The 19,870-nt window shown below is 67.2% G+C and carries 16 protein-coding genes; 7 read left to right on the top strand and 9 right to left on the bottom strand.

Annotation, left to right across the window (positions count from 1 at the left end; genetic code table 11):
- Positions 1-4 precede the first annotated feature (4 nt).
- Genes ABD907_RS17395 through ABD907_RS17405 form a run of 3 tightly spaced genes read right to left on the bottom strand, consistent with a single transcriptional unit; the run spans position 5 to position 3,542 of the window.
- Positions 5-535, bottom strand: coding sequence for a MarR family winged helix-turn-helix transcriptional regulator (locus ABD907_RS17395; protein WP_345217861.1), 531 nt, complete (start codon positions 533-535; stop codon positions 5-7).
- Complete coding sequence (locus ABD907_RS17400; RefSeq protein ID WP_345217863.1) at positions 535-2,019, bottom strand: aldehyde dehydrogenase family protein; 1,485 nt, start codon at positions 2,017-2,019, stop codon at positions 535-537. Before ABD907_RS17400 ends, ABD907_RS17395 begins: the two co-directional genes overlap by 1 nt.
- Positions 2,016-3,542, bottom strand: a complete 1,527-nt coding sequence (locus ABD907_RS17405; RefSeq protein ID WP_345217864.1) for a GMC family oxidoreductase — start codon at positions 3,540-3,542, stop codon at positions 2,016-2,018. Before ABD907_RS17405 ends, ABD907_RS17400 begins: the two co-directional genes overlap by 4 nt.
- Before the next feature lie 389 nt (positions 3,543-3,931).
- On the opposite strand from ABD907_RS17405, the gene ABD907_RS17410 reads away from it, so the two are divergent.
- Genes ABD907_RS17410 through ABD907_RS17440 form a run of 7 tightly spaced genes read left to right on the top strand, consistent with a single transcriptional unit; the run spans position 3,932 to position 12,846 of the window.
- On the top strand, positions 3,932-5,065 hold the full coding sequence (locus ABD907_RS17410; protein ID WP_345217866.1) for an ABC transporter substrate-binding protein: 1,134 nt from the start codon (positions 3,932-3,934) through the stop codon (positions 5,063-5,065).
- 51 nt (positions 5,066-5,116) lie between these two features.
- Positions 5,117-5,668, top strand: a complete 552-nt coding sequence (locus tag ABD907_RS17415) for a nuclear transport factor 2 family protein (protein WP_345217868.1) — start codon at positions 5,117-5,119, stop codon at positions 5,666-5,668.
- Positions 5,668-7,473 carry an ABC transporter permease gene (locus ABD907_RS17420; protein WP_345217870.1) on the top strand — a complete coding sequence of 602 codons (1,806 nt, stop codon included), beginning with the start codon at positions 5,668-5,670 and terminating at the stop codon, positions 7,471-7,473. The genes ABD907_RS17415 and ABD907_RS17420 overlap by 1 nt, the downstream gene beginning before the upstream one ends.
- Positions 7,474-7,527: 54 nt before the next feature.
- A complete protein-coding gene (locus ABD907_RS17425) occupies positions 7,528-8,607 on the top strand; it encodes an ABC transporter ATP-binding protein (protein ID WP_345217872.1) in 1,080 nt (359 codons plus the stop codon).
- A 41-nt stretch (positions 8,608-8,648) separates the two neighbouring features.
- Positions 8,649-10,325 (top strand): CocE/NonD family hydrolase, encoded by a 1,677-nt coding sequence (locus ABD907_RS17430; protein WP_345217874.1) that lies wholly within the window; start codon positions 8,649-8,651, stop codon positions 10,323-10,325.
- 45 nt (positions 10,326-10,370) lie between these two features.
- Positions 10,371-11,687, top strand: a complete 1,317-nt coding sequence (locus ABD907_RS17435) for an NtaA/DmoA family FMN-dependent monooxygenase (RefSeq protein ID WP_345217876.1) — start codon at positions 10,371-10,373, stop codon at positions 11,685-11,687.
- Positions 11,688-11,709: 22 nt separating this feature from the next.
- Entirely contained in the window at positions 11,710-12,846 is a 1,137-nt protein-coding gene (locus tag ABD907_RS17440; RefSeq protein ID WP_345217879.1) for a flavin reductase, read from the top strand.
- A gap of 31 nt (positions 12,847-12,877) precedes the next feature.
- On the opposite strand, the gene ABD907_RS17445 is transcribed toward ABD907_RS17440, so the two are convergent.
- The 6 genes from ABD907_RS17445 to ABD907_RS17470 form a co-directional block, all read right to left on the bottom strand.
- On the bottom strand, positions 12,878-14,341 hold the full coding sequence (locus tag ABD907_RS17445) for an NAD-dependent succinate-semialdehyde dehydrogenase (protein WP_345217881.1): 1,464 nt from the start codon (positions 14,339-14,341) through the stop codon (positions 12,878-12,880).
- Between the two features lie 5 nt (positions 14,342-14,346).
- A complete protein-coding gene (locus ABD907_RS17450; protein ID WP_345217883.1) occupies positions 14,347-15,132 on the bottom strand; it encodes an HpcH/HpaI aldolase family protein in 786 nt (261 codons plus the stop codon).
- Entirely contained in the window at positions 15,117-15,914 is a 798-nt protein-coding gene (locus tag ABD907_RS17455) for a fumarylacetoacetate hydrolase family protein (protein ID WP_345217886.1), read from the bottom strand. Before ABD907_RS17455 ends, ABD907_RS17450 begins: the two co-directional genes overlap by 16 nt.
- A gap of 11 nt (positions 15,915-15,925) precedes the next feature.
- Positions 15,926-17,077, bottom strand: a complete 1,152-nt coding sequence (gene hpaD / locus ABD907_RS17460) for a 3,4-dihydroxyphenylacetate 2,3-dioxygenase (RefSeq protein ID WP_345217888.1) — start codon at positions 17,075-17,077, stop codon at positions 15,926-15,928.
- Between the two features lie 52 nt (positions 17,078-17,129).
- Complete coding sequence (hpaE, locus tag ABD907_RS17465) at positions 17,130-18,641, bottom strand: 5-carboxymethyl-2-hydroxymuconate semialdehyde dehydrogenase (protein ID WP_345217890.1); 1,512 nt, start codon at positions 18,639-18,641, stop codon at positions 17,130-17,132.
- A 202-nt stretch (positions 18,642-18,843) separates the two neighbouring features.
- A complete protein-coding gene (locus ABD907_RS17470) occupies positions 18,844-19,803 on the bottom strand; it encodes a LysR family transcriptional regulator (protein WP_345217892.1) in 960 nt (319 codons plus the stop codon).
- Positions 19,804-19,870 lie beyond the last annotated feature (67 nt).

A 19,870-nucleotide genomic window follows, 5' to 3' on the forward strand; every position in this document is an offset into this window, starting at 1 on the left:
CTTCTCAGCGGAAGGCTGGTCGGTTCTCCATGATCTTCTCAAGAAGCATCAGCAGGATGTGGCGTTCGGCCTCGGTCAGGGCGCCGAACCATTCGTTCTCGACCTCGAGGTGCCATTGATAGCTCTCTCTGATGAGCTTTTCACCTCTTGGTGTCAGGCGGACGACGACGGACCTGAGATCCTCCGTGGACGGCTCCTTGGTGATGAGTTCATCCTCAAGGATCTTCTTCAGGGCGGCAGAGACCGTCGCTCGGCTCATATTGGTCATCGACGCGACACGGTGCGACGGCAGCGGACCCATGACCCAGAGAGAGACGCAGATCCGGAAGCTGGCGTGCGACCATCCGCCGGGCCTGTACACGCGTTGTGCCGCATCGTCGGCCATCAGCTGATTCAGCTTGCGCGTCATGAGACTGAGCCGAGGTATGACACCTTCGGTGTCGATCCCCTCGTCGGCCACCTTGTCGGTAACGCTGTCGACAAAGCTCTTAAAGTTGGGTCGCGAGCGAGGGCTGACCTCGATGGGAATCGCCATCACGTCACCTTCCCGGGAGCCGGCCTGTATTGAGTAACGGTCACAAGCTCGGTGAAGGCGTCCACTCCGGCCTCGCCGCCTTCGCGCCCGACGCCGCTCTCCTTCACGCCTCCAAACGGTACGGACGGGTGCGGCATGCCCAAACCATTGACCCACACCATGCCAGTCTCGAGCCTCGGCACCACCTCAGCGATGAATGCCTCGTCCTCGGACCAGACCGTCGCGCCGAGCCCGTACGTCGTGGCATTGGCCAGCTCGATGGCCTCAGCGGTCGAGCTGTAGCAGACGACGGGCAGGACGGGGCCGAACTGCTCCTCGTCGACGAGCGGACTGCCGTTGCTGATCCCGGTCACGATGGAGGGCTGCATGTAGAAGCCGGTGGTCTTCGAGCGCCTGCCCTCGAAGAGGATCTTGGACTTTCCGCGCACGCCTTCGAGCAGTTCCTCGACCTTGTCGTACTGCGCCTCCGTGGTCAGCACGGGCGCAGTGGCCTGGTCATCGAACGGATGCCCGACCCGGGTCTCCTCGGCCAGCCGTGCGAGGCGTTCGGCCACATCGTCAGCGACGGACTGGTGCGCATACACGCGTTTCGCGGCCACGCATGCCTGCCCGCTCGAGCCGAAGGCGCTCCGGAAGATCTCTGGTATCGCGGTGGCCAGATCGGCGTCCGGACCGATGATGGCGGCGTCGTTGCCGCCGAGCTCGAGCTGCAGACGTTTCAGGGTGCCCGCCGCCGCTTGCATGATGCTCTTCCCGACTGCGGCGCTGCCCGTGAACGACACCATCGCGACGTCCGGTGAGCTGGAGAGGACTGGTCCGGCGTCGTCGTCCCCGGCGACGATGTTGACCCAGCCCGCAGGAACGACGTCGGCGACGGCGCCGGCGAGGCGCAGGGCGGCGAGGGGCGCAGCAGGCGACGGCTTGCAGACGACCGTGTTACCTGTCGAGAGAGCAGCGCCGACCTTGTTGGCCATCATCAGCACCGGCATGTTGAACGGCGTGATCGCTGCGACCACGCCGAGCGGCTTGCGTACCAGCTCGGTGGTGTGCGCGTCGTCCGAGCTGAGCGCCTCGGTCCGTGGCTGCACCGTTGCCCAGTACTCGAGAGACGCGGCAACGCCCGCCGCCTCCATGGTCGCCGAGCGCATGAGCTTGCCGGTCTCGAACGCAATTATCACGGCCAGCTCGTCCTGGATGCTTCGGGCGCTGTTGGCCATCGCGAGCAGCACGTCCCGTCGCCGTCCGTGGTCACCGGTGCCTTCGTCGAACGCTCGCCGTGCGGCGGCGACGGCATCGCGAACGGTCGCACTGTCGACGATGCGGTAGTCCACGGCCAGCTGTCGGTTCCATGGCGCGCGGACCGTAGCGGCGACCGTGCCGTCGACAACCTCACCACCGATCAGGTGTCGAGCACCCGAGGCGACGCCGGAGGCCAGCTCGTAGACCTCCTCGACAGCGGTGTCCCTCGAGACAGGGATCGTCATGACTGTGCTCCCATCAACTTACGGTCCACGAACGCCTCGGCCAAGGCAAGAACGGAAAGGTACGTGTTGGCGCTCGGAATCGTCGGCATGACCGACGCGTCCACGACGCGCAGGTCCTTCATGCCGATGACGCAGCAGTCGCTGTCCACCACGGCTTCAGGGTCATCCTCGTGACCCATACGCGCCGTGCCACTCAGATGCATCGTGTCCTTCACCGTGGAGACCATCTCCACATCGTCGCGCGGAGACATCGGTTCTCCGGTGATGATGCGCTGCCACGCGTCGTGCTCGATGAGGGCACGCGCCCTGTCGAGTCCGTCGCGCATCCGCGTGACGTCGCGCTCGTCCGACAGAAAGTTCAGCTCGAAGTGCGGCTCGTCGTGCGGGTCGGTCGAACGGAGCACCATGTGCCCACGAGAGTAGGGCTGCTCGAGTGATACGGCGATCCCCGCCGTGGGCCTGCCGAACCAGTAATTGTGGTTGGTGGCGAGGAGCATCATGTCGTTGTCCCGGCCGATACCCGAGCTGTAACGCACGAGGATGTATGTCGGTCGGTTGGCCACACTCGTCTGGGCAGCTCCCATCACGGGAACCTCTACGAACGTCACGGCATGGTCCTGAGCGTTACGTCCTACCGGTAGGTCGCGACGCACCGGTATCCCGGCTGCTCGGAGGTCGTCCGCCGGTCCGATGCCCGAGCGCATGAGGATCGCCGGCGACGACGTGGACCCGCCGCACAGGAAGACTTCGCCGCCAGATCGTGCCCGATACTCCTGACCCGTTGCATCGACCACGCCGACGGCATGGTCGCCCTCGAAGAGGACGCGATCGACGAGCGTGTTGCCGAGGATGGTGAGGTTGGAGCGACCACGGGTCGGCTCCAGGTAGGCGTGGTTCGTGGACACACGGTCGCCGTTCCTGATGTTCATGGCGGTGGGGGAGATGCCTGTGCTGCTGGGAGCGTTGTGGTCCGGATGCCATGGATATCCCGCGTCCAGCGCGGCCTCGTGGACGGCCTTGTCAACTCCGCCCCAGCCTTGCTCGGGTTCGCGGTACACCGGTGTGGGTCCGGTCGCGCCGTGGTACGGCTGCTCACCGAAGTCCAGATCGGTCTCGATGGCGCGGTAGGCGTCGAGCATGGTGTCCGGCCCCCAACCCGCCGCACCGAGCCTTTCCCAGGTGCGGAAATCGTCGGCGACGCCACGGATCGCGTATAGCCCGTTGATCGTAGAGCTGCCGCCCAGGCCGCGGCCGCGGCGATACGGGAACGCCTGCTGACCGCTCGCGCGTGTGGCCGTGGTGTTGTGCCAGTAGAACTCCGGGTTCAGGTGGTTCTTCGGCGCCTCCAGTGCCAGGCCCAACCCTTTGGTCCTGTCCTTGAACTCCTTGGGCGTGTCAGCCGCTCGGTAGTCGAGACCGGCCTCGAGCAGGAGAACGCGCACGGAGGGGTCTGCCGACAGCCGTGAGGCGATGAGCGCACCGGCAGAGCCGGCGCCGACGACGATGTAGTCCCAGGTGCTCATGTCAGGAGCGCTCCAAATCCGCCGGTTGGGCACGCGTCGCTGCGTGGCTTACCCGTAGCGATGCTGGCCTGTATGCAGTCGATTTGTCAAGAGTGACACCTAGTTGGGGTGACATCCTGGCCTGGTAGCGATGATCTCACTCATGCATCCAGAAGGGCTAGGGCCGACTTGTGTGCACATAAACGGTGGGATGGCAGGCACAACAGCGAGCACCTGCTGCCTCTCAGAGTCCAGGACTGCCCCACAGAGATCCAGCTCAGGTCGCGCAGATGTATGTATGGGCGTTGACAAGTTGCGTGCGCTGCGTCACGGTTGGTCTGTCTGAGCGTCATTGGCGTTCACCTGAGAGAAGACATCGCAGTCCGTCTCCAGAGAAACGGAAGAGCATCATGCGTTTCCCCACCTCACCGCGGCCTCGGCTCGCGATGACGACCGTTGCGCTCTGTGGAGCGCTTGCACTGGCCTCGTGCAGCGACGACCCGCAGGCCGCCGCTACCGAAGACCTCGACCTCGGCCCGCTCCAGCTGAACGAGGAGCAGGAGGACGAGCTCACCTCCCTGTACGAGGCCGCCATCGAGTCCGGTAACACGGAAGTGACCATCTACGCCGGTCACCACGACGAGTTCATGGACATCTACGCGGCGTTCGAGGAGCGGTTCCCCGGCCTGGCCATCGCCACCGAGACGTACTCCGGTGCCGAGCTCCAGACCGCGCTGGAGGCCGAGCGTGACACCGGCAGGCACGTCGCGGGGGTGATCTCCAACCCGAACGCCGACCGATACGCAGACCAGGGGTTCGCCGAGGAGTACACGCCGGTGACCTTCGAGCTGCCCGACTGGACCGAGGGCCGGATCCACCAGGACCAGGTGCAGGACCCGGACGGCTTCTACCACTCCCCGTGGGCGCTGTTCTTCTCCGCCGGCTACAACACGGAGATGCTCGAGGAGTCCGAGCTGCCCGCGAACTGGCCCGACTTCGCCAACCCGGAGTGGGACGGGCGGGTCACATTCATGACCCCTGCCAGCCCGGGTGGTATGCAGACGGTCCTCACCACGCTTCTCCAGTCAGGCGTGGTCGACGAGGAGTGGCTCCGCACCGTCGCCTCGCAGTCCAGCCTTGTGGCACAGGACCAACTCGCGCTGCAGTCCGTGAGTTCCGGCGAGTACCCGATTGACCTGACCTCCGCCGCCACATCCATCCTCAACGCCGCCGAGGAGGGCGCGCCCCTCGCGGTGCACTTCTTGGAGCAGCCGGTCATCGCCACGGAGAAGTGGATGATGGCGGCCGAGGCACCCGCTCCCGAGACCGCGAAGCTCCTGCTGAACTTCCTCTTCACCGTGGAGGCGCAGCAGGTGACTCTCGAGTCTGGCAACTTTCCGATCAACCAGCACGAGTCACTGGAGTCACCGCACGGCTGGCAGCGCCTGGAGGAGTACGACTTCGTTCCCCTGCCCTCGCAGTCCGTGATGCGCGAGGAGATGGCCGGCTACGCCGACCTCTTCGAAGAAGTCACGTCCCAGTAAGACACACGGCCACGCGCGAAAAGCCGGGCGGGCCCAACCGGAAGGGGGCGTATGCCCAGTACAGATCAGGAGACTCTCGACAGACTTCGGACGCTCGAGACAAAGGTCGACGAGCTGACGTCGGTCCAGGAGATCGAACGAGTCCAGCAGCAGTACCTCCGCGACCTGGCGGACCGGAACTGGGACGGTGTCGCCGACGCCTACGCCGAAGACGCCGTCTGTGACATCCGCAACCACGGCAGGCACGAAGGACGGGAGAACATCTCCGCGATGCTCTCTGCCGAGCTGCAGCCGGTCGTCAAGACCCGTGACGCCTATATGCTGTCGTCACCCTCCATCGTGGTCGACGGCGACAAGGCCTACGGCGAGTTCGTGTGGCACAGGTTCCAGTGCGAGTTCCGTACATCCTTCGGCATGCTGCGCGTGTGGGGCCCCTGGTCTGAAGGCATCTACAAGGTGCACTACGAACGCGTGAACGGCGCCTGGAAGATCAAGGATCTCTGGACGCGCGTCATACGCCCGGACTCCGACGACGAGATCGCCGCCGCCACCGACGGCAGGATCGGTGCCGGATACACCCCGGTCGGTCAGCCCGCGTACTGATGCGACGCATTCGAACGGCACTGGCCAACCCGCAGGTCATCATCGCGGTGATCTGTGTGGCGTGCTTCGTGGCGCCCGCGGCGATGATCGTCCAGGGCGCGTTCAAGACCGAGATGTTCGGCGACGGAGGCGAGTACACGACGGCGATGTTCGTCGACGTCCTCACCTCCTCGGACGTGCACGACGTCGGGCTCCGCACGTTGGCGATGGGCTCCTGCGCAGTCGCGGTGTCCACCGTCGTGGCGCTCTTTTTCGGGGTCCTGTACACGAAGACGAACACACCCCTGCGGCGCGTGGTACCGGTCATCATGTTCGTTCTCGTGGCGACGCCCGGTCTGTTCTTCGCCATCGCGTGGGGCCTGCTCGGCAACCAGAACGTCGGGCTGATCAACGAGGCACTCGGCGCCTGGTTCGGTGAGCAGGCCAGAGTGGTCAACGCCGAGTCGTGGTGGGGGATCGTGCTGGTCTCCTCCATGCGCCTGGTCGCCCTCCAATTCTTTCTGCTCCTCGGACCCCTCCTGGCGATGGACAGGTCGTTGGAGGAGGCGGCACGGATCAGCGGCGCTGGTCCCGTGCGGACCTTCTTCCAGATGGAGATCCCCATCCTGGCGCCCGCCCTGACCGGGTCGATGATCTTGAGTTTCGTACTCTTCCTCGAATCGTTCGACGCACCGCAGATCCTCGGGGTGCCGGCCGGCATCTTCGTGGTCCCGACCGAGATCTACCAATATCTGTCCTCCTCCACCGGGCCGATGTTCGGGCACGCCAGCTCGATGTCCGTCCTGCTCATGGTGGCTCTCCTGCTGCTGGTCTACGTCCAGGTCCGGGTGCTCGGGAAGCGCTCCTTCGTCACGGTCGGTGGCAAGGAGTCACGGATGCTCCGACGCGACGTCGGGCCCTGGCGCTGGGCGCTCACCGCCCTGCTCGTGATCTTCGCTGCGCTGACCATCGTGCTACCGATGTACCAACTCGTCCGGGTCTCGCTCTCACCCTTCCTCGGCGCCGACGCCGGGTTCAGCCTGGAGAACTACGAAGACGTCCTCACCAGTCCACGGATGGTGGACGCGTACGCCAACACACTGCGCGTCGCCGTCCTCGGTGCCTTCCTCGCCATCGGCGCGTCGACCGCACTGAGCTGGGCCGCCCGCTTCCGCAGCGGCCCTCTCGCTCGATTCATCGAGTACAGCCAGTGGCTCGGGCTCGCGATGCCGGGTCTGATCCTTGCCCTCGGTGTCCTGTGGTTCTTCCTCGAGGTACCCATCCTGTCGGGCTTCTACGGCACGGCGATCATCATGGTCTTCGCCCTCTTCGTCGCGGTCATCCCGTTGGCCGGTCGGACCACCGGGGCGGCGATGGCCCAGATACCTCGTTCGCTCGAGGAAGCGGCGTGGGTCTCCGGTGCGTCGAAGTACCGTGCTATCTGGGACATCGTCGTCCGGCTCATGCTGCCGAGCCTCATCAGCGGCTGGTTGCTGTGCTTCGTGGTCATCTGCGGGATTCTCTCGACGCCGCTCGTGCTCTCCGCGTCGGGAACCAACTACCTGTCCGTGGAGATCTACAGCCGCTACGTCGAGGGACGGGCGCCCATCGCAGCCGCTGCCTCGTTGCTCCTGATCTTCGCGTTCCTCGTGCTCGGCGCCGTGGGTCTCACTCTCTCCCGGGTCCTCGCCCGGCGCACCAAGGCGGTGACGCCGAACCCTCCTCCCGGCACCGCCCCACCGCAGGGACTCTCAACCTCTTCGGAAGCGGTCGAGGACACCGACCCGGAGCGTTCCCGGACGGCCTCGTCCGTCCGAACCGCCTAGGAGCCCGACAGATCTGGCCACGACGCCGTGGCTCAACAAACGAAGGGGATGACGATGAGAGTGACGCTCGGGGGCGTGAACAAATCCTTCGCCGCCAACCACATCCTGAAGGACCTCGATCTGACCTTCGACGCGGGCGAGTTCGTGACGCTCCTGGGACCGAGTGGCTGCGGAAAGACCACCACGCTGCGCTGCGTCGCCGGGCTCGAGAACCCGGATGCCGGATCGATCACGGCCGGCGACCGGGTCTTCGTCGACGCCAGCGAACACAGCTTCCTCCCACCGCACAAGCGCAGGGTCGGCATGGTGTTCCAGAGCTACGCACTGTGGCCACACATGACGGTCCGTTCCAACGTCGCCTACCCCCTGAAGCGGCAGAAGGTCGCCCGTCCAGAGGTCAAGAGGCGCGTCCAGGAAACGCTCGCCGCCGTGGGGATGCAGGCGCATGCGGACCGTTACCCCCACGAACTCTCGGGAGGTCAGCAGCAGCGTGTGGCTCTCGCTCGCGGACTCGTCTCGGCGGGGGGCCTCATGCTCTTCGATGAGCCGTTGTCCAACCTCGACACCAAGCTCCGCACGGCGATGCGCACCGAGATCCAGCGGCTCCACAAGAAGTTCGGCAACACCTCGATCTACGTCACCCACGACCAGGAGGAGGCACTGGCGCTCTCGGACCGCGTCGTCATCATGAACGCGGGGCGGGTGGACCAGGTCGGATCGCCCGAGACGGTCCATTCCGAACCGGGTTCCCGCTTCGCGGCCGACTTCGTCGGCTTCGAGAACATCCTCGAGTGCCAATCCCTCGACTCCGCAGGTATCGCGACGCTGGACGGAGGGTTGCAGTTCCGTGCGGGAGGCGAGCGCTCGTCGCCCACGCCAGGAAGCGCCATCGCCTTCCGGGGCAAGAACGTCCGCCCGGGCAAGATCGATGGGGCGGCGATAGCCGGCCGCGGTGTCATCCGAGACAGCACCTACGTCGGCGAGCAGTGGACGGCCAACCTAGAGACACCGGGCGGAGCCTTGGTGGCTGTGGCCGTGCCCGCCGGCGGGGAACGGTTCATCGGCCGTGAGGGAGACGGCACGACCGTCGACTTCGGCATCCGAGCCGACGACGTCGTCGTGCTCGAGCGATAGCCGGACAGAGCAGTCCGTCAGTCAACAGTCAGGAGTATCCCGTGGGCCTCGTAGAGGAGCAGGACACCGTCATCACCCGGCCAGGAATCGACCCGACCACCGCAGTTGGGAAGCCTCCGCTACCGCCGCTTCGCCACAAGACGGTGCACTTGGGCGAGCTCACGCTCGAGAAGGACGTCCCCGTCACGCTCCGAGACGGCGTACGGATCTACCTCGACATCTACCGGCCCGCCATGTCGTCCGCACCCCTGCCCGTCCTCCTGGCGTGGGGTCCGTACGGCAAGCACAACACCAAGGACCACCTCTGGCCCCCGGCGGGCCTCGAAGACGGGTGGATCTCCGAGCACACGGGATTCGAGGCGCCTGACCCGGCCTACTGGTGCGCCCACGGGTATGCCGTGGCCTGCGCCGACCCGCGAGGCATGTGGAACTGCGAGGGGGAAGGGCGACACAACGGGCCACAAGAGGCGCGGGACGTCTACGACACCGTGGAGTGGCTCGGCGAGGCCGGCTGGTCCAATGGCCGGGTCGGCATGCTCGGGGTGTCCTACCTCGCGGGCAGTCAGTTCATCGCCGCGGCGATGCAGCCTCCCTCGTTGAAGGCCATCAGTCCCTGGGAGTGCTTCACGGACTGGTACCGCGAGTTCGCCTACCACGGTGGCATCCAGGAGACCGGCTTCATTCCGCGCGCCTCCCAGAACATGGGCTACTCACGGACACGCACGGAGGACACCCAGGCAAACATCGAGGCACGCCCCCTGATGTCGGACTACTACCGGGACAAGTACCCGCCCCTGGAAGAGATCCGTGTCCCGGCCTACGTCGTGGGTAGCTGGAGCGATCACGGCCTGCACACCCGAGGAACTCTCGAAGCCTTCGCCCGGATCGCGAGCGAGGAGAAGTGGCTCGAGGTTCACGGGCAGAAGAAGTGGCGGTACTTCTACCACCCGGAGAGCGTCGAACGGCAGCGGCAGTTCTTCGACCACTACCTGCTGGACGCCGGCCCCGGGCCTCATGACTGGCCACGGGTGACCGTCGAGGTGCGGGACACGGGGGACCGGTACACCCATCGCAGCGACGTCTCCTGGCCGGTGCCCGACTCGGCAGCCGTTCGGCTCCATCTCGATCCGGCGGCCGGAAACCTGGCCGAGGACCGCCCGGCGGAGTCCGACCTGTGGGTCGACCCCACCACCGGTCAGCTCGACGCCGGCTACACGTTCCAGACGGACACCGACGTCGTCGGCCCTATGCGCCTGCGGTTGTGGCTCGAGACCGACACCGCCACGGATGCGGACGTCTTCGTGGCCGTCCGCAAGTTCACCGCGGACGGCGAGGAGGTCCGGTTCCCGTTCAACGCGCTCTTCGAGGACGGTCCCGTCGCGCTCGGATGGTTGCGGGCCAGCCATCGGTCGCTGGACGAGCATGCCTCGAGCGAGTTGCGACCCGTGCATCCGCACGATGCCGAGGAGCCGTTGACGCCAGGGGTGCCCGTGCCGCTGGAGATCGAGATCTGGCCGTCGGGCACCCGGTTCCACGCCGGTGAACGTCTGCACCTCACGGTGCTGGGGCATGACTTCGTCGAACGGCCGGCCGACCTCAGCTCACCGGTCATCCGCCACACGGACATCCGCAACAGCGGCCGCTGGCACATCCATTCCGGCGTGCAGCACGACTCGTATCTGAGCGTGCCGATGGTCCCTGCCGCACGCACCGACTGAACGGCCGAGGCCGCCCCGACCCGAAACCCGATGGAGGACTCTCCCATGGCAAGCGCAGCAGATTCCCGGCACATGGTGCTGACCACCTTTGTGCTCCCGGCCGGCTACCACCGCGACACCTGGCGCCGGGAGAACAGCCGTGCCGAGGAGCTGGCCGGCCTCTCGTTCGTGGCTGACCTGACACGGATGGCGGAGGCCGCGAAGCTCGACGCCGTGTTCTTCGGCGACTGCGTCCACGCCAACTCCACCATGCGCGGCGACATCATGATGAACGGCTTCTACGAGCCGGTCACCACCCTGTCGGCGCTCGCGGCCCTGACCACGAACATCGGACTGATCGGCACCATCTCCACCTCCTTCACCCAGCCGTACAACGTCGCGCGCCAGATGGCGGGCATCGACCACATGTCCGGCGGCCGCGCAGGCTGGAACGTCGTCACCTCCCGTGATGGGTTCGCCAACTTCGGCGGCTCGGGCGTGCCCGACCCGGAGGAGCGCTACGACCGTGCCGACGAGCACGTCGACGTGGTACAGCGGCTCTGGGACAGCTGGTCGGACGACTCGATCCTGGTCGACCGTGCCTCTGGGCGCTGGTTGGACCCGGCGGGCCTGCGTCCCATCGACCACTCCGGCAAGCACTTCAAGGTCCAAGGGCCCATCAACATTCCCCGCCCGCTGCAGGGCCATCCCGTCCTCGTCCAAGCCGGGTCCTCTGACATCGGGATGGCGTTCGGCTCCAGGATCGCCGACATCATCTACACCGCACAGCCACAGTTCGAAGGGGCGCAGGACTTCTACGCGAAGATGAAGCGCCTCGTCCTCGACCAGGGTCGTGAAGCTGATGACGTCAAGGTCCTTCCGGGAATCGTCCCGGTCATCGGCGACACCGAGAACGAGGCCAAGGAGATCGCCGACGAGCTCGGAGACATGGTGGACCTCGCGTCCGGACGCAGACAGGTGGCCGGTGACCTCAAGCTCGAGATCGACGACATCGGCTATGACGAGCACATCCCGGAGGAACGGTTCTCCGAGGACCCCAAGATGGGCAGCCGGTACCACATCTTCCGTCGCAAGAGCGTCGAGCAGGGAATGACGCTGCGAGAACTCATCATCGACCGCGCGCGATCGACCGGGCACATGTGGTTCGTCGGCACGGCCCAGCGGGCCGCGGACACGATGATCGAGTGGTTCGAGGCGGGAGCGTGCGACGGGTTCAACCTCAACGCACCGCACAACCCCGACGGTCTGGAGGCGATCTGCACCAAGCTGGTGCCCGAGCTGCAGGAGCGCGGCTACTTCCGTACCGAGTACGAGGGCAGCACGCTCCGAGAGAATCTTGGACTGGACCGGCCCGCGGCCTGAGAACCGACGGGAAGGGACTCCCATGACGACCCAGGAGCAGGCGGACCTCGACACCGAGACGTTTCGCGAGGCCGCCGGACACTTCACCAGTGGAGTCGCGGTCATCACGACCGCTGCCGAGGGACGGCTGTACGGCACGACCGTCTCCGCCGTCGTCGCCTTGTCGGACGAGCCGCCGATGATGCTCGTCTGCCTCAACCAGACCAGCTCGACCCACGACGCCGTGGTGCTCTCCGGAACTTTCGCCATCAACATCCTGGCCGAGCACCAGGCTCAGCTAGCTCGCCAGTTCGCCCGCAAGGGCGACAAGTTCACCGGCGTCGAGCACCGGCTCTCCGAGCATGGTGGTGTGCCCTTGCTGGACAGTGCTTTGGCATCCATCGTCTGCAGGGTCGACAGCCGTACGGGCGGCGGGACCCACTCGGTCTTCCTCGGCACGGCACTTGCTGCTGAGGCGGTTCCCGGACGTCCGCTCGCCTACTTCCGTGGGTCCTTCGGCCGGTTGGATCGCCTCCGCGAGCAGGACACCTACGACCAGGTCCGGCGGCTCGTCCTCCAGCGGGACGTCCCCGTGGGGCAGGAGCTCGACGTCGACGTCCTCGCTGCCACGTTCGACGCGAGACCGGACGACGTCCACAACGCCCTGGTGAAACTGTCCATGGAATCGCTCGTCGAGCGGGATCCCGACGGACGCTTCATGCCGACGCCCATCAACGTCGACCTCATCGAGAACCTGTACGACGCCCGAGCCAACATCGAGATCGGTGTCGTCGTGAACCACACCGGGCGCGTGCCCGACGACGTGCTGGACCGGATGTCTGCGATCGTCGCCCGGATGGAGACCTTGCGACAGACGCCCGGCGCGGACCCGCAGGAGTTCCTCTCGCTGCACACCGCGCACCACACGGCGCTCGTCGAGCTCTCCGGTTCCACGCAGCTGGTCGACTCCTACAAGCGCCTCAGCATCGCCTGGGTGTGGCGACCGGTATGGAACGAGGTCGAGTGGCAGTCGTTCCTCGGCCATGCGCACCTCGACGAGCTCACCGCGGCGCTGGCCGACGGTGACCTGGCGGCGGCGATCACAGCGGTCCAGCAGTACAACGAGCAGGCCAAGGAGCTGGCTCGCGTCGCCATCGCCAGGCGAGGCGGAGCTGTGTAACGGGACGCCGAGGTGGCGTCCCGCTATACAGCTACTCGGCCGGGGTGAGCGTGTACTTCGTCGAGAGGTACTCGTGGATGCCCTCGAAGCCGCCCTCGCGGCCGACGCCGGACTGCTTGACGCCGCCGAAGGGGGCCGCAGCGTTGGAGATGACGCCGATGTTCAGGCCCATCATGCCGGTCTCGATGCGGTCGATCATGCGGTGCCCGCGGGCCAGGTCCTGGGTGTAGACGTAGGACACCAGGCCGTACTCGGTGTTGTTGGCCAGCGCGACGGCCTCGTCCTCGTCGGTGAACGTCGAGATCGCCAGCACGGGTCCGAAGATCTCCTCCCGGAGGATCTCGCTGTCCCGCGTGACGCCGCTCAGGACGGTGGGTTCGTAGAAGTGGCCCGTGCCCTCCATTGCGCCGCCGCCGGTGAGCACGGTCGCGCCGCGGTCCGTGGCGTCCGCGACGAGCGCGGTCGCCTTCTCGATGGCGTCGTCGTCGATGAGGGGACCGATCTGCACGCCGTCCTCGGTGCCGCGGCCGATCTTCATGGCACTGACCCGCTCGGTGACCCTGGCGGAGAACTCGTCGGCGATCGAGGAGTGCACGATGAACCGGTTCGCGGCCGTGCAGGCCTGGCCGATGTTGCGGAACTTCGCGGCCATCGCGCCGTCGACCGCCTTGTCGAGGTCGGCGTCGTCGAAGACGACGAACGGCGCGTTGCCGCCCAGCTCCATCGACACGCGCAGCACGTTGTCGGCGGCCTGGGCGATGAGCTTGCGGCCCACCGGCGTCGAACCGGTGAAGGACAGCTTGCGCAGCCGGGGGTCGGCGATGATCGGGGCGGAGACGCGGCTGGAGGAGGCGGAGGTGATCACGTTGACCACGCCGGCGGGCAGGCCGGCGGTCTCCAGCAGCTTCACGAAGAACAGCGTCGTCAGCGGCGTCAGCTGGGCGGGCTTGACGACCACGGTGCAGCCGGCGGCCAGCGCCGGCGCGATCTTGCGGGTCGCCATCGCCAGCGGGAAGTTCCACGGGGTGATGAAGAACGACGGCCCGACGGGGCGCTGGGAGACCACCATCCGGCCGGTGCCCTCGGGGGTTCGCCCGTACCGGCCGGTGATGCGCACAGCCTCCTCGCTGAACCAGCGCAGGAACTCACCTCCGTAGGCCACCTCGCCGCGCGACTCGGCCAGCGGCTTGCCCATCTCGAGGGTCATGAGGAGGGTGAGGTCGTCCTTGTGCTCCTGCACCAGGTCGAAGGCGCGGCGCAGGATGTCGCTGCGGGTGCGCGGCGGCGTGGCGGCCCACTCGTCCTGCGCGGCCACGGCCGCGTCGAGCGCACGGACTCCGTCCTCGGCGCTCGCGTCCGCCACCTCCCGGACGACCTCGTCGGTCGCGGGGTCCCGCACGGCGAAGGTGGCGCCGCTCGCGGCGTCGACCCACTGCCCGCCGATGTAGAGCTGGTTCGGCACGGCGTCGAGCAGGGCGCTCTCGGATTCCGTCATGGTGGTCACTCCTTCTCGTTGCCGATGTAGGTCGCGGCCAGCTGCTCGGCGCCGCGGGCGAGCAGGGCGACGTCGGCCCCGACCAGGACGAAGCGGGCGCCGGCGTCGGCGTACTGTTGTGCCGCCGTCGGGTCGAACGCGTTCACCCCGGCGGGTTTGCCGGCTGCGGAGATCTCCGCCATCGCCCCCGTCGCGGCCGCGACGACGTCGGGGTGGGTCTGCTGGCCGATGAGACCCATCGACGCGGCGAGGTCGCTCGGGCCGACGAAGACGCCGTCGATGCCGTCGACGGCGGCGATGTCCCGGGCGTTGCGGATGCCGTCCTCGGTCTCGACCTGGACGAACACCGAGACGTGGTCGGCCGCGCCGCGCAGGTAGCCCTCGACCCGGTTCCAGCGCGCCGAGCGGGCCAGCGCACTGCCGACGCCGCGCCGGCCGGCCAGCGGGTACTGGGCCATGGCCGCCACGTCCCGCGCCTGCTCCGGAGTCGAGACCATCGGCACGAGGATATTCTGCGCACCGAGGTCCAGCACCTGCTTGACGACGACGGTCTCGCCGGCCGGCACGCGGACCATCGGCGTGACGGGGTAGCCGGAGATCGCGTGGAGCTGGGCGAGCGTCGACTCGAGCCCGTTCGGCGCGTGCTCCATGTCGACGAGCAGCCAGTCGAGGCCGGCGCCAGCCATGATCTCGGCGGCGATCGGGGAGCCGGAGCACACCCAGCCGCCGAAGAGCGGGCGGTCCGCCTCGGCCAGGCGCTGGCGGAACGTCGGGTTCAGGCGAAGCGGCATGAGACGGTCCCCATCGGTCCGTAGTCGGCGAGCACGGTGTCGCCCTTGTCCACCCAGATCGGGCGGGTGAACGAGCCGGCGAGCACGATCTCGCCGGCCTCCAGCCGGTCGCCGTGCTGGGCCAGCTTGTTCGCCAGCCAGGCGACGCCCATCGCCGGGTGGTTGAGCACGGCGGCGGCGACGCCCGACTCCTCGATCGTCTCGTTCCGGTACAGCAGGGCGGAGACCCACCGCAGGTCCACGGCGTCCGGGGCGGTCGGGTTGCCGCCGTAGACCATTGCACCCATCGCGGCGTTGTCGCTGATGGTGTCGACGATCGTGCGGCCCTTCATCGCGATGCGGCTCGAGAGGACCTCCAGGGCCGGCACCACGTACTCCGTGGCGCGCAGCACGTCGAAGATCGTCGCGCCCGAGCCGTTGGAGCCTCCGGTGATGGCGTGCCCGAGGACGAAGGCCAGCTCGACCTCGATGCGGACGCCGGTGAACTGCCCGTGCTCGATGACGGAGCCGCTCTCGAACACCATGTCGGAGAAGATCGCGCCGTAGTCCGGCTCGGTGATCCCGGTGGCTGCCTGCATCACCTTGGAGGTGAGGCCGATCTTGCGGCCCACGGGGCGGCGGCCCGCCTCGATGCCGCGACGGCGCCACTCGTTCTGCACGGCGTAGGAGTCCTCGATCGTCATCTCGGGGTGTCGGGCCGTGAGGAGCGGGATCTCCGCGCGGTCCCGCTCCGCGGCGGCCAGCTCGTCCGCGATCGTCGCGATCTGCTCGGGTGACAGCATGCGTCTCGCTCCTAGAGTTGGTGGCCGAGCTTGTACTCGCCCTGCTTCCAGGACGGCAGCTCATCCTCCCCCTTGCGGGTGTAGGAGAAGCCGTCCGCGCCGATGGTCACGTCCATCTCGCGCTCCTCGGTGCGGGTCACCAGGGGCTGGGGGTTGCCGTCGAGGTCCAGGACCGGCGAGGCCTCGGTGTACCAGCTCGGTACCACCGGGCTGCCCCACCAGTCGCGCCGCTGGTTGTCGTGCACGTCCCAGGTCACCACCGGGTTGTCGGGGTCGCCGGTGTAGTAGTCCTGGCTGTAGATCTCGACGCGGTGCCCGTCGGGGTCGCGCAGGTAGAGGTAGAACGCGTTCGAGACGCCGTGGCGGCCGGGGCCGCGCTCGATGGCGTCGGACAGCCGGAGGGCGCCGAGCTTGTCGCAGATCGCGATGATGTTGTGCTTCTCGTGCGTGTTGAAGGCGATGTGGTGCAGGCGGGGCCCGTCACCGCCGGTCATGGCGGTGTCGTGCACGGTGGGTTTACGACGCATCCAGGCGGCGAAGACCGTGCCCGCCTCGTCCTGGATGTCCTCGGTGGTGCGGAAACCGAGGTCCGACATGTACTTCACCGCCCGGGGCACGTCCGGCGTGACCTGGTTGAAGTGGTCCAGCCGCACGATGGCGCCCGGGGTGTAGAGGTCGTAGCGCCAGGCCAGGCGCTCGACGTGCTCGACCTGATAGAAGAACTCGTAGGGGAACCCGAGCGGGTCCTCCACCCGCACCGAGTCACCGACACCCCTGACGAAGCCCTCCTTGCGCCGCTCGACGCGGCAGCCGAGCTCGGCGTAGAACGCCTCGGCCCTGTCGAGCTCCTCCGGGCTGCGCACCCGGTAGGAGAACGCCGCAGCCGCGGCCACGGGGCCCTGGCGCAACACGAGGTTGTGATGGATGAACTCCTCGAGGGAGCGCAGGTAGATGGCGGACTCGTCCTCCTCGGTGACGACGAGACCGAGCACGTCGACGTAGAAGTCACGCGAGCGCTTGAGGTCGGTCACCACCAGCTCGAGGTAGGCGCAGCGCACGACGTCGGGCGGGGGAGAGCTCGGCGTCGGGGTGGCGTTCGCCGCCCGGATCGGGTTCGAGTCCGTTACGACGGGCTCCGGGGAGTCGGGGTTGATCGTGCTCATGTGGGCTTCCTTGCCGGGGGAGGGTCGTCAGCGGTCGGGGGATCTCGCGGTCCTACTGCTTGCCGAAGACGGGGTTGTGCACCTCGCCGAGGGTGATGTGCACGGCCTGCTGGTCGGTGTAGAAGTCGATCGAGCGATAGCCACCCTCGTGGCCCAGCCCGGACGCCTTCACGCCGCCGAACGGGGTGCGCAGGTCGCGCACGTTGTTCGAGTTCAGCCACACCATGCCCGCCTCGATCGACTGGGAGAAGTTGTGGGCGCGCTTGAGGTCGTTCGTCCACACGTAGGCGGCCAGGCCGTACTTGGTGTTGTTGGCGAGCTCTTGCGCCTCGGCGTCGGTGTCGAAGGGCGTGATCGCCACGACGGGACCGAAGATCTCCTCCTGGAAGATCCGGGCGTCGGGGGGCACGTCGGCGAACACGGTGGGGGCGACGAAGTTGCCGGTCTCGAAGCCCTCGGCCCGGCCGCCGCCCGCGACGAGGCGGGCCTCGCCCTTGCCGATGTCGATGTAGCTCATGACCTTCTCGTAGTGCTCCGGGTGCACCAGGGTGGCGACCTCGGTGGCCGGGTCGTGCGGGTAACCGACGTTGACGCGCTTCGCCTGGGCGGCGTAGCGCTCGACGAACTCGTCGTAAACCTCGCGCTGCACGAGGATCCGGCTGCCGGCGGTGCAGCGTTCCCCGTTGAGGGAGAACACCCCGAAGACGGTCGCGTTGATCGCCTCCTCGAGGTCGGCGTCGGCGAACACGACGGCGGGTGACTTGCCGCCGAGCTCCATGGACAGGCCCTTGAGATGCGGGGCCGCGTTGGCGAAGATCAGCTGCCCCGTCCGGCTCTCGCCCGTGAACGAGATGAGCGGCACGTCGGGGTGCTTGACGAGCGCGTCGCCGGCCTCCTCACCGATCCCGTTGACCAGGTTGAACACACCCGCGGGAAGGCCCGCCTCCTCGAAGATGCCGGCCCACAGGGAGGCCGACAGCGGGGTGAACTCGGCCGGCTTGAGCACCACCGTGTTCCCGGTCGCGAGCGCGGGCCCGAGCTTCCAGGACGAGAGCATGAACGGCGTGTTCCACGGCGTGATGAGGCCGGCCACACCGATCGGCTTACGGTTGACATAGTTGGTCTGCCGGCCCGGGACCTTGAAGGTGTCGTCGACCTGGGCCACGATCAGGTCCGCGAAGAAGCGGAAGTTCTCGGCGGCACGGCGCGCCTGGCCGAGCGCCTGCGTGATCGGCAGGCCGGAGTCGAACGACTCCATCTCCGCGAGCTGCTCGTTGCGGGACTCGACGAGGTCGGCGATCCGGTGCAGCACCCGGGAGCGCTCGCGGGGGAGCATCTTCGGCCACGGCCCCTCGCGGAAGGCCTTGCGAGCCGCGGTGACGGCGCGGTCGACGTCCTCCGCCTTGCCGGCCGCGGCCTGGAGGTAGACCTCGTTCGTGACCGGGTCGATGACGTCGAAGGTGGTGCCGTCGAGCGAGTCGACGAGCCGGCCGTCGATGTAGTGCTGCACATGCCCGGGCATGTTCTCGGGCGTCGGGCGATCGGCGAGCGCGGTCTCGGACATCGGTTCTCCTCCGGTGGATGGCTTTGCCGACTGCGTTTCGTACCCGAAATCGTATATGACTTTGGTTGCGGTTGGCAACGGCCCAGAAGCTCTCGACGCCGGTACCTCGGGTTTGGGCTGCGTGCGGACCGGACCGCGAGGTCACAATGGGCGGCGCAAGGTGGGGGCCGGTCATCGTTGCCGTGCAAGCGCCAGATCCGCGCTAGCTCAGGTGTCCCATGCGGCTCTGGTGGGCGGGGGCGAGGTGGGCCGCGACGTCGCCGAAGGTGTTTTCGCAGAAGGCGCGCAGCTCCTTCAGCTTCGCCGTAGGCCTGGAGCCTCCCGCCGTCGCCAGCACGAGCGAGTTCGGGGGGATCTCGTCAGCGATAGGGCGGTAAACGATCGGCATGCCCTCGTAGGTCGTGTCTCCGTACGGCCGACCCATGATGATCGTGTATCCGAGACCGCGGGCGACAAGCGAGCGAATCGTCTCGACGTTGGCGCTGCGCCAGCGCACGTTCGGTCTCATACCCGCCTCACGGAGGATCGCCTCGACATGGTCGGTCGCGGGACGCATGGAAAGGATGACTGCCGGCTCGTCGCGCAGCAGGCTGAGCGGAACGGCTTCGTAGCGGGCGAGCGGATGCGAGGGGGACACTGCGAGCTGGAGGCGCACGGGAAGCAGCGGGTGCGCGTCGATGCCACCGATCAAGTGATTCTCGTAGAGGAGTGCGGCGTCGAGGTTGCCCTCGAGCAAGTGGGTCTGGAGCGTCTCCGAGCCGGACTCTTCGAGCTGCAGGTCGACGCCGGGGAACTGCGTGGCGAAGTGTTCGGCGATCTTCGGGAACAGCCAGGGCGAAAGCGTCGAGAAGAATCCGACGTGGAACGTCCCGGTGAGTTCGCCGCGCATCATAGCCGCGGCGTGCTGGATGTCCTCGATGTCCGCGGCGACCGCCCGGGCGCTCTCGTAGACGCGGCGACCGGTGGGCGTGATCATGACTCCCCGCCCCGGGGTGCGCACGGTCAGCTGAACGTCGAGCCGCGCCTCCAGCTGGGTCAGTGCCGTGGAGATTCCGCCAGGCGAGACGTGCAGTCGCTGCGCCGCATCTGAGATGGACCCAGCCTCGACGACGGCGCAGAAGTACTCGAGGTGACGAAGCGAGAGGGATGAGAGCGGCCTCATTCAGCAAGTCTAAACAATCAGTGCAGATACTTGTCGTTGCGTGACGAGATGGAAGCGGATGACACTC

This window comes from Georgenia halophila (assembly GCF_039541595.1).

What these genes read in the sequence shown, in the direction of transcription:
- ABD907_RS17395 (WP_345217861.1), bottom strand. Translation starts at nt 535, where the DNA reads ATGGCGATTCCCATCGAGGTCAGCCCTCGCTCGCGACCCAACTTTAAG.
- ABD907_RS17400 (WP_345217863.1), bottom strand. Translation starts at nt 2,019, where the DNA reads ATGACGATCCCTGTCTCGAGGGACACCGCTGTCGAGGAGGTCTACGAG.
- ABD907_RS17405 (WP_345217864.1), bottom strand. Translation starts at nt 3,542, where the DNA reads ATGAGCACCTGGGACTACATCGTCGTCGGCGCCGGCTCTGCCGGTGCG.
- ABD907_RS17410 (WP_345217866.1), top strand. Translation starts at nt 3,932, where the DNA reads ATGCGTTTCCCCACCTCACCGCGGCCTCGGCTCGCGATGACGACCGTT.
- ABD907_RS17415 (WP_345217868.1), top strand. Translation starts at nt 5,117, where the DNA reads ATGCCCAGTACAGATCAGGAGACTCTCGACAGACTTCGGACGCTCGAG.
- ABD907_RS17420 (WP_345217870.1), top strand. Translation starts at nt 5,668, where the DNA reads ATGCGACGCATTCGAACGGCACTGGCCAACCCGCAGGTCATCATCGCG.
- ABD907_RS17425 (WP_345217872.1), top strand. Translation starts at nt 7,528, where the DNA reads ATGAGAGTGACGCTCGGGGGCGTGAACAAATCCTTCGCCGCCAACCAC.
- ABD907_RS17435 (WP_345217876.1), top strand. Translation starts at nt 10,371, where the DNA reads ATGGCAAGCGCAGCAGATTCCCGGCACATGGTGCTGACCACCTTTGTG.
- ABD907_RS17440 (WP_345217879.1), top strand. Translation starts at nt 11,710, where the DNA reads ATGACGACCCAGGAGCAGGCGGACCTCGACACCGAGACGTTTCGCGAG.
- ABD907_RS17445 (WP_345217881.1), bottom strand. Translation starts at nt 14,341, where the DNA reads ATGACGGAATCCGAGAGCGCCCTGCTCGACGCCGTGCCGAACCAGCTC.
- ABD907_RS17450 (WP_345217883.1), bottom strand. Translation starts at nt 15,132, where the DNA reads ATGCCGCTTCGCCTGAACCCGACGTTCCGCCAGCGCCTGGCCGAGGCG.
- ABD907_RS17455 (WP_345217886.1), bottom strand. Translation starts at nt 15,914, where the DNA reads ATGCTGTCACCCGAGCAGATCGCGACGATCGCGGACGAGCTGGCCGCC.
- hpaD (WP_345217888.1), bottom strand. Translation starts at nt 17,077, where the DNA reads ATGAGCACGATCAACCCCGACTCCCCGGAGCCCGTCGTAACGGACTCG.
- hpaE (WP_345217890.1), bottom strand. Translation starts at nt 18,641, where the DNA reads ATGTCCGAGACCGCGCTCGCCGATCGCCCGACGCCCGAGAACATGCCC.
- ABD907_RS17470 (WP_345217892.1), bottom strand. Translation starts at nt 19,803, where the DNA reads ATGAGGCCGCTCTCATCCCTCTCGCTTCGTCACCTCGAGTACTTCTGC.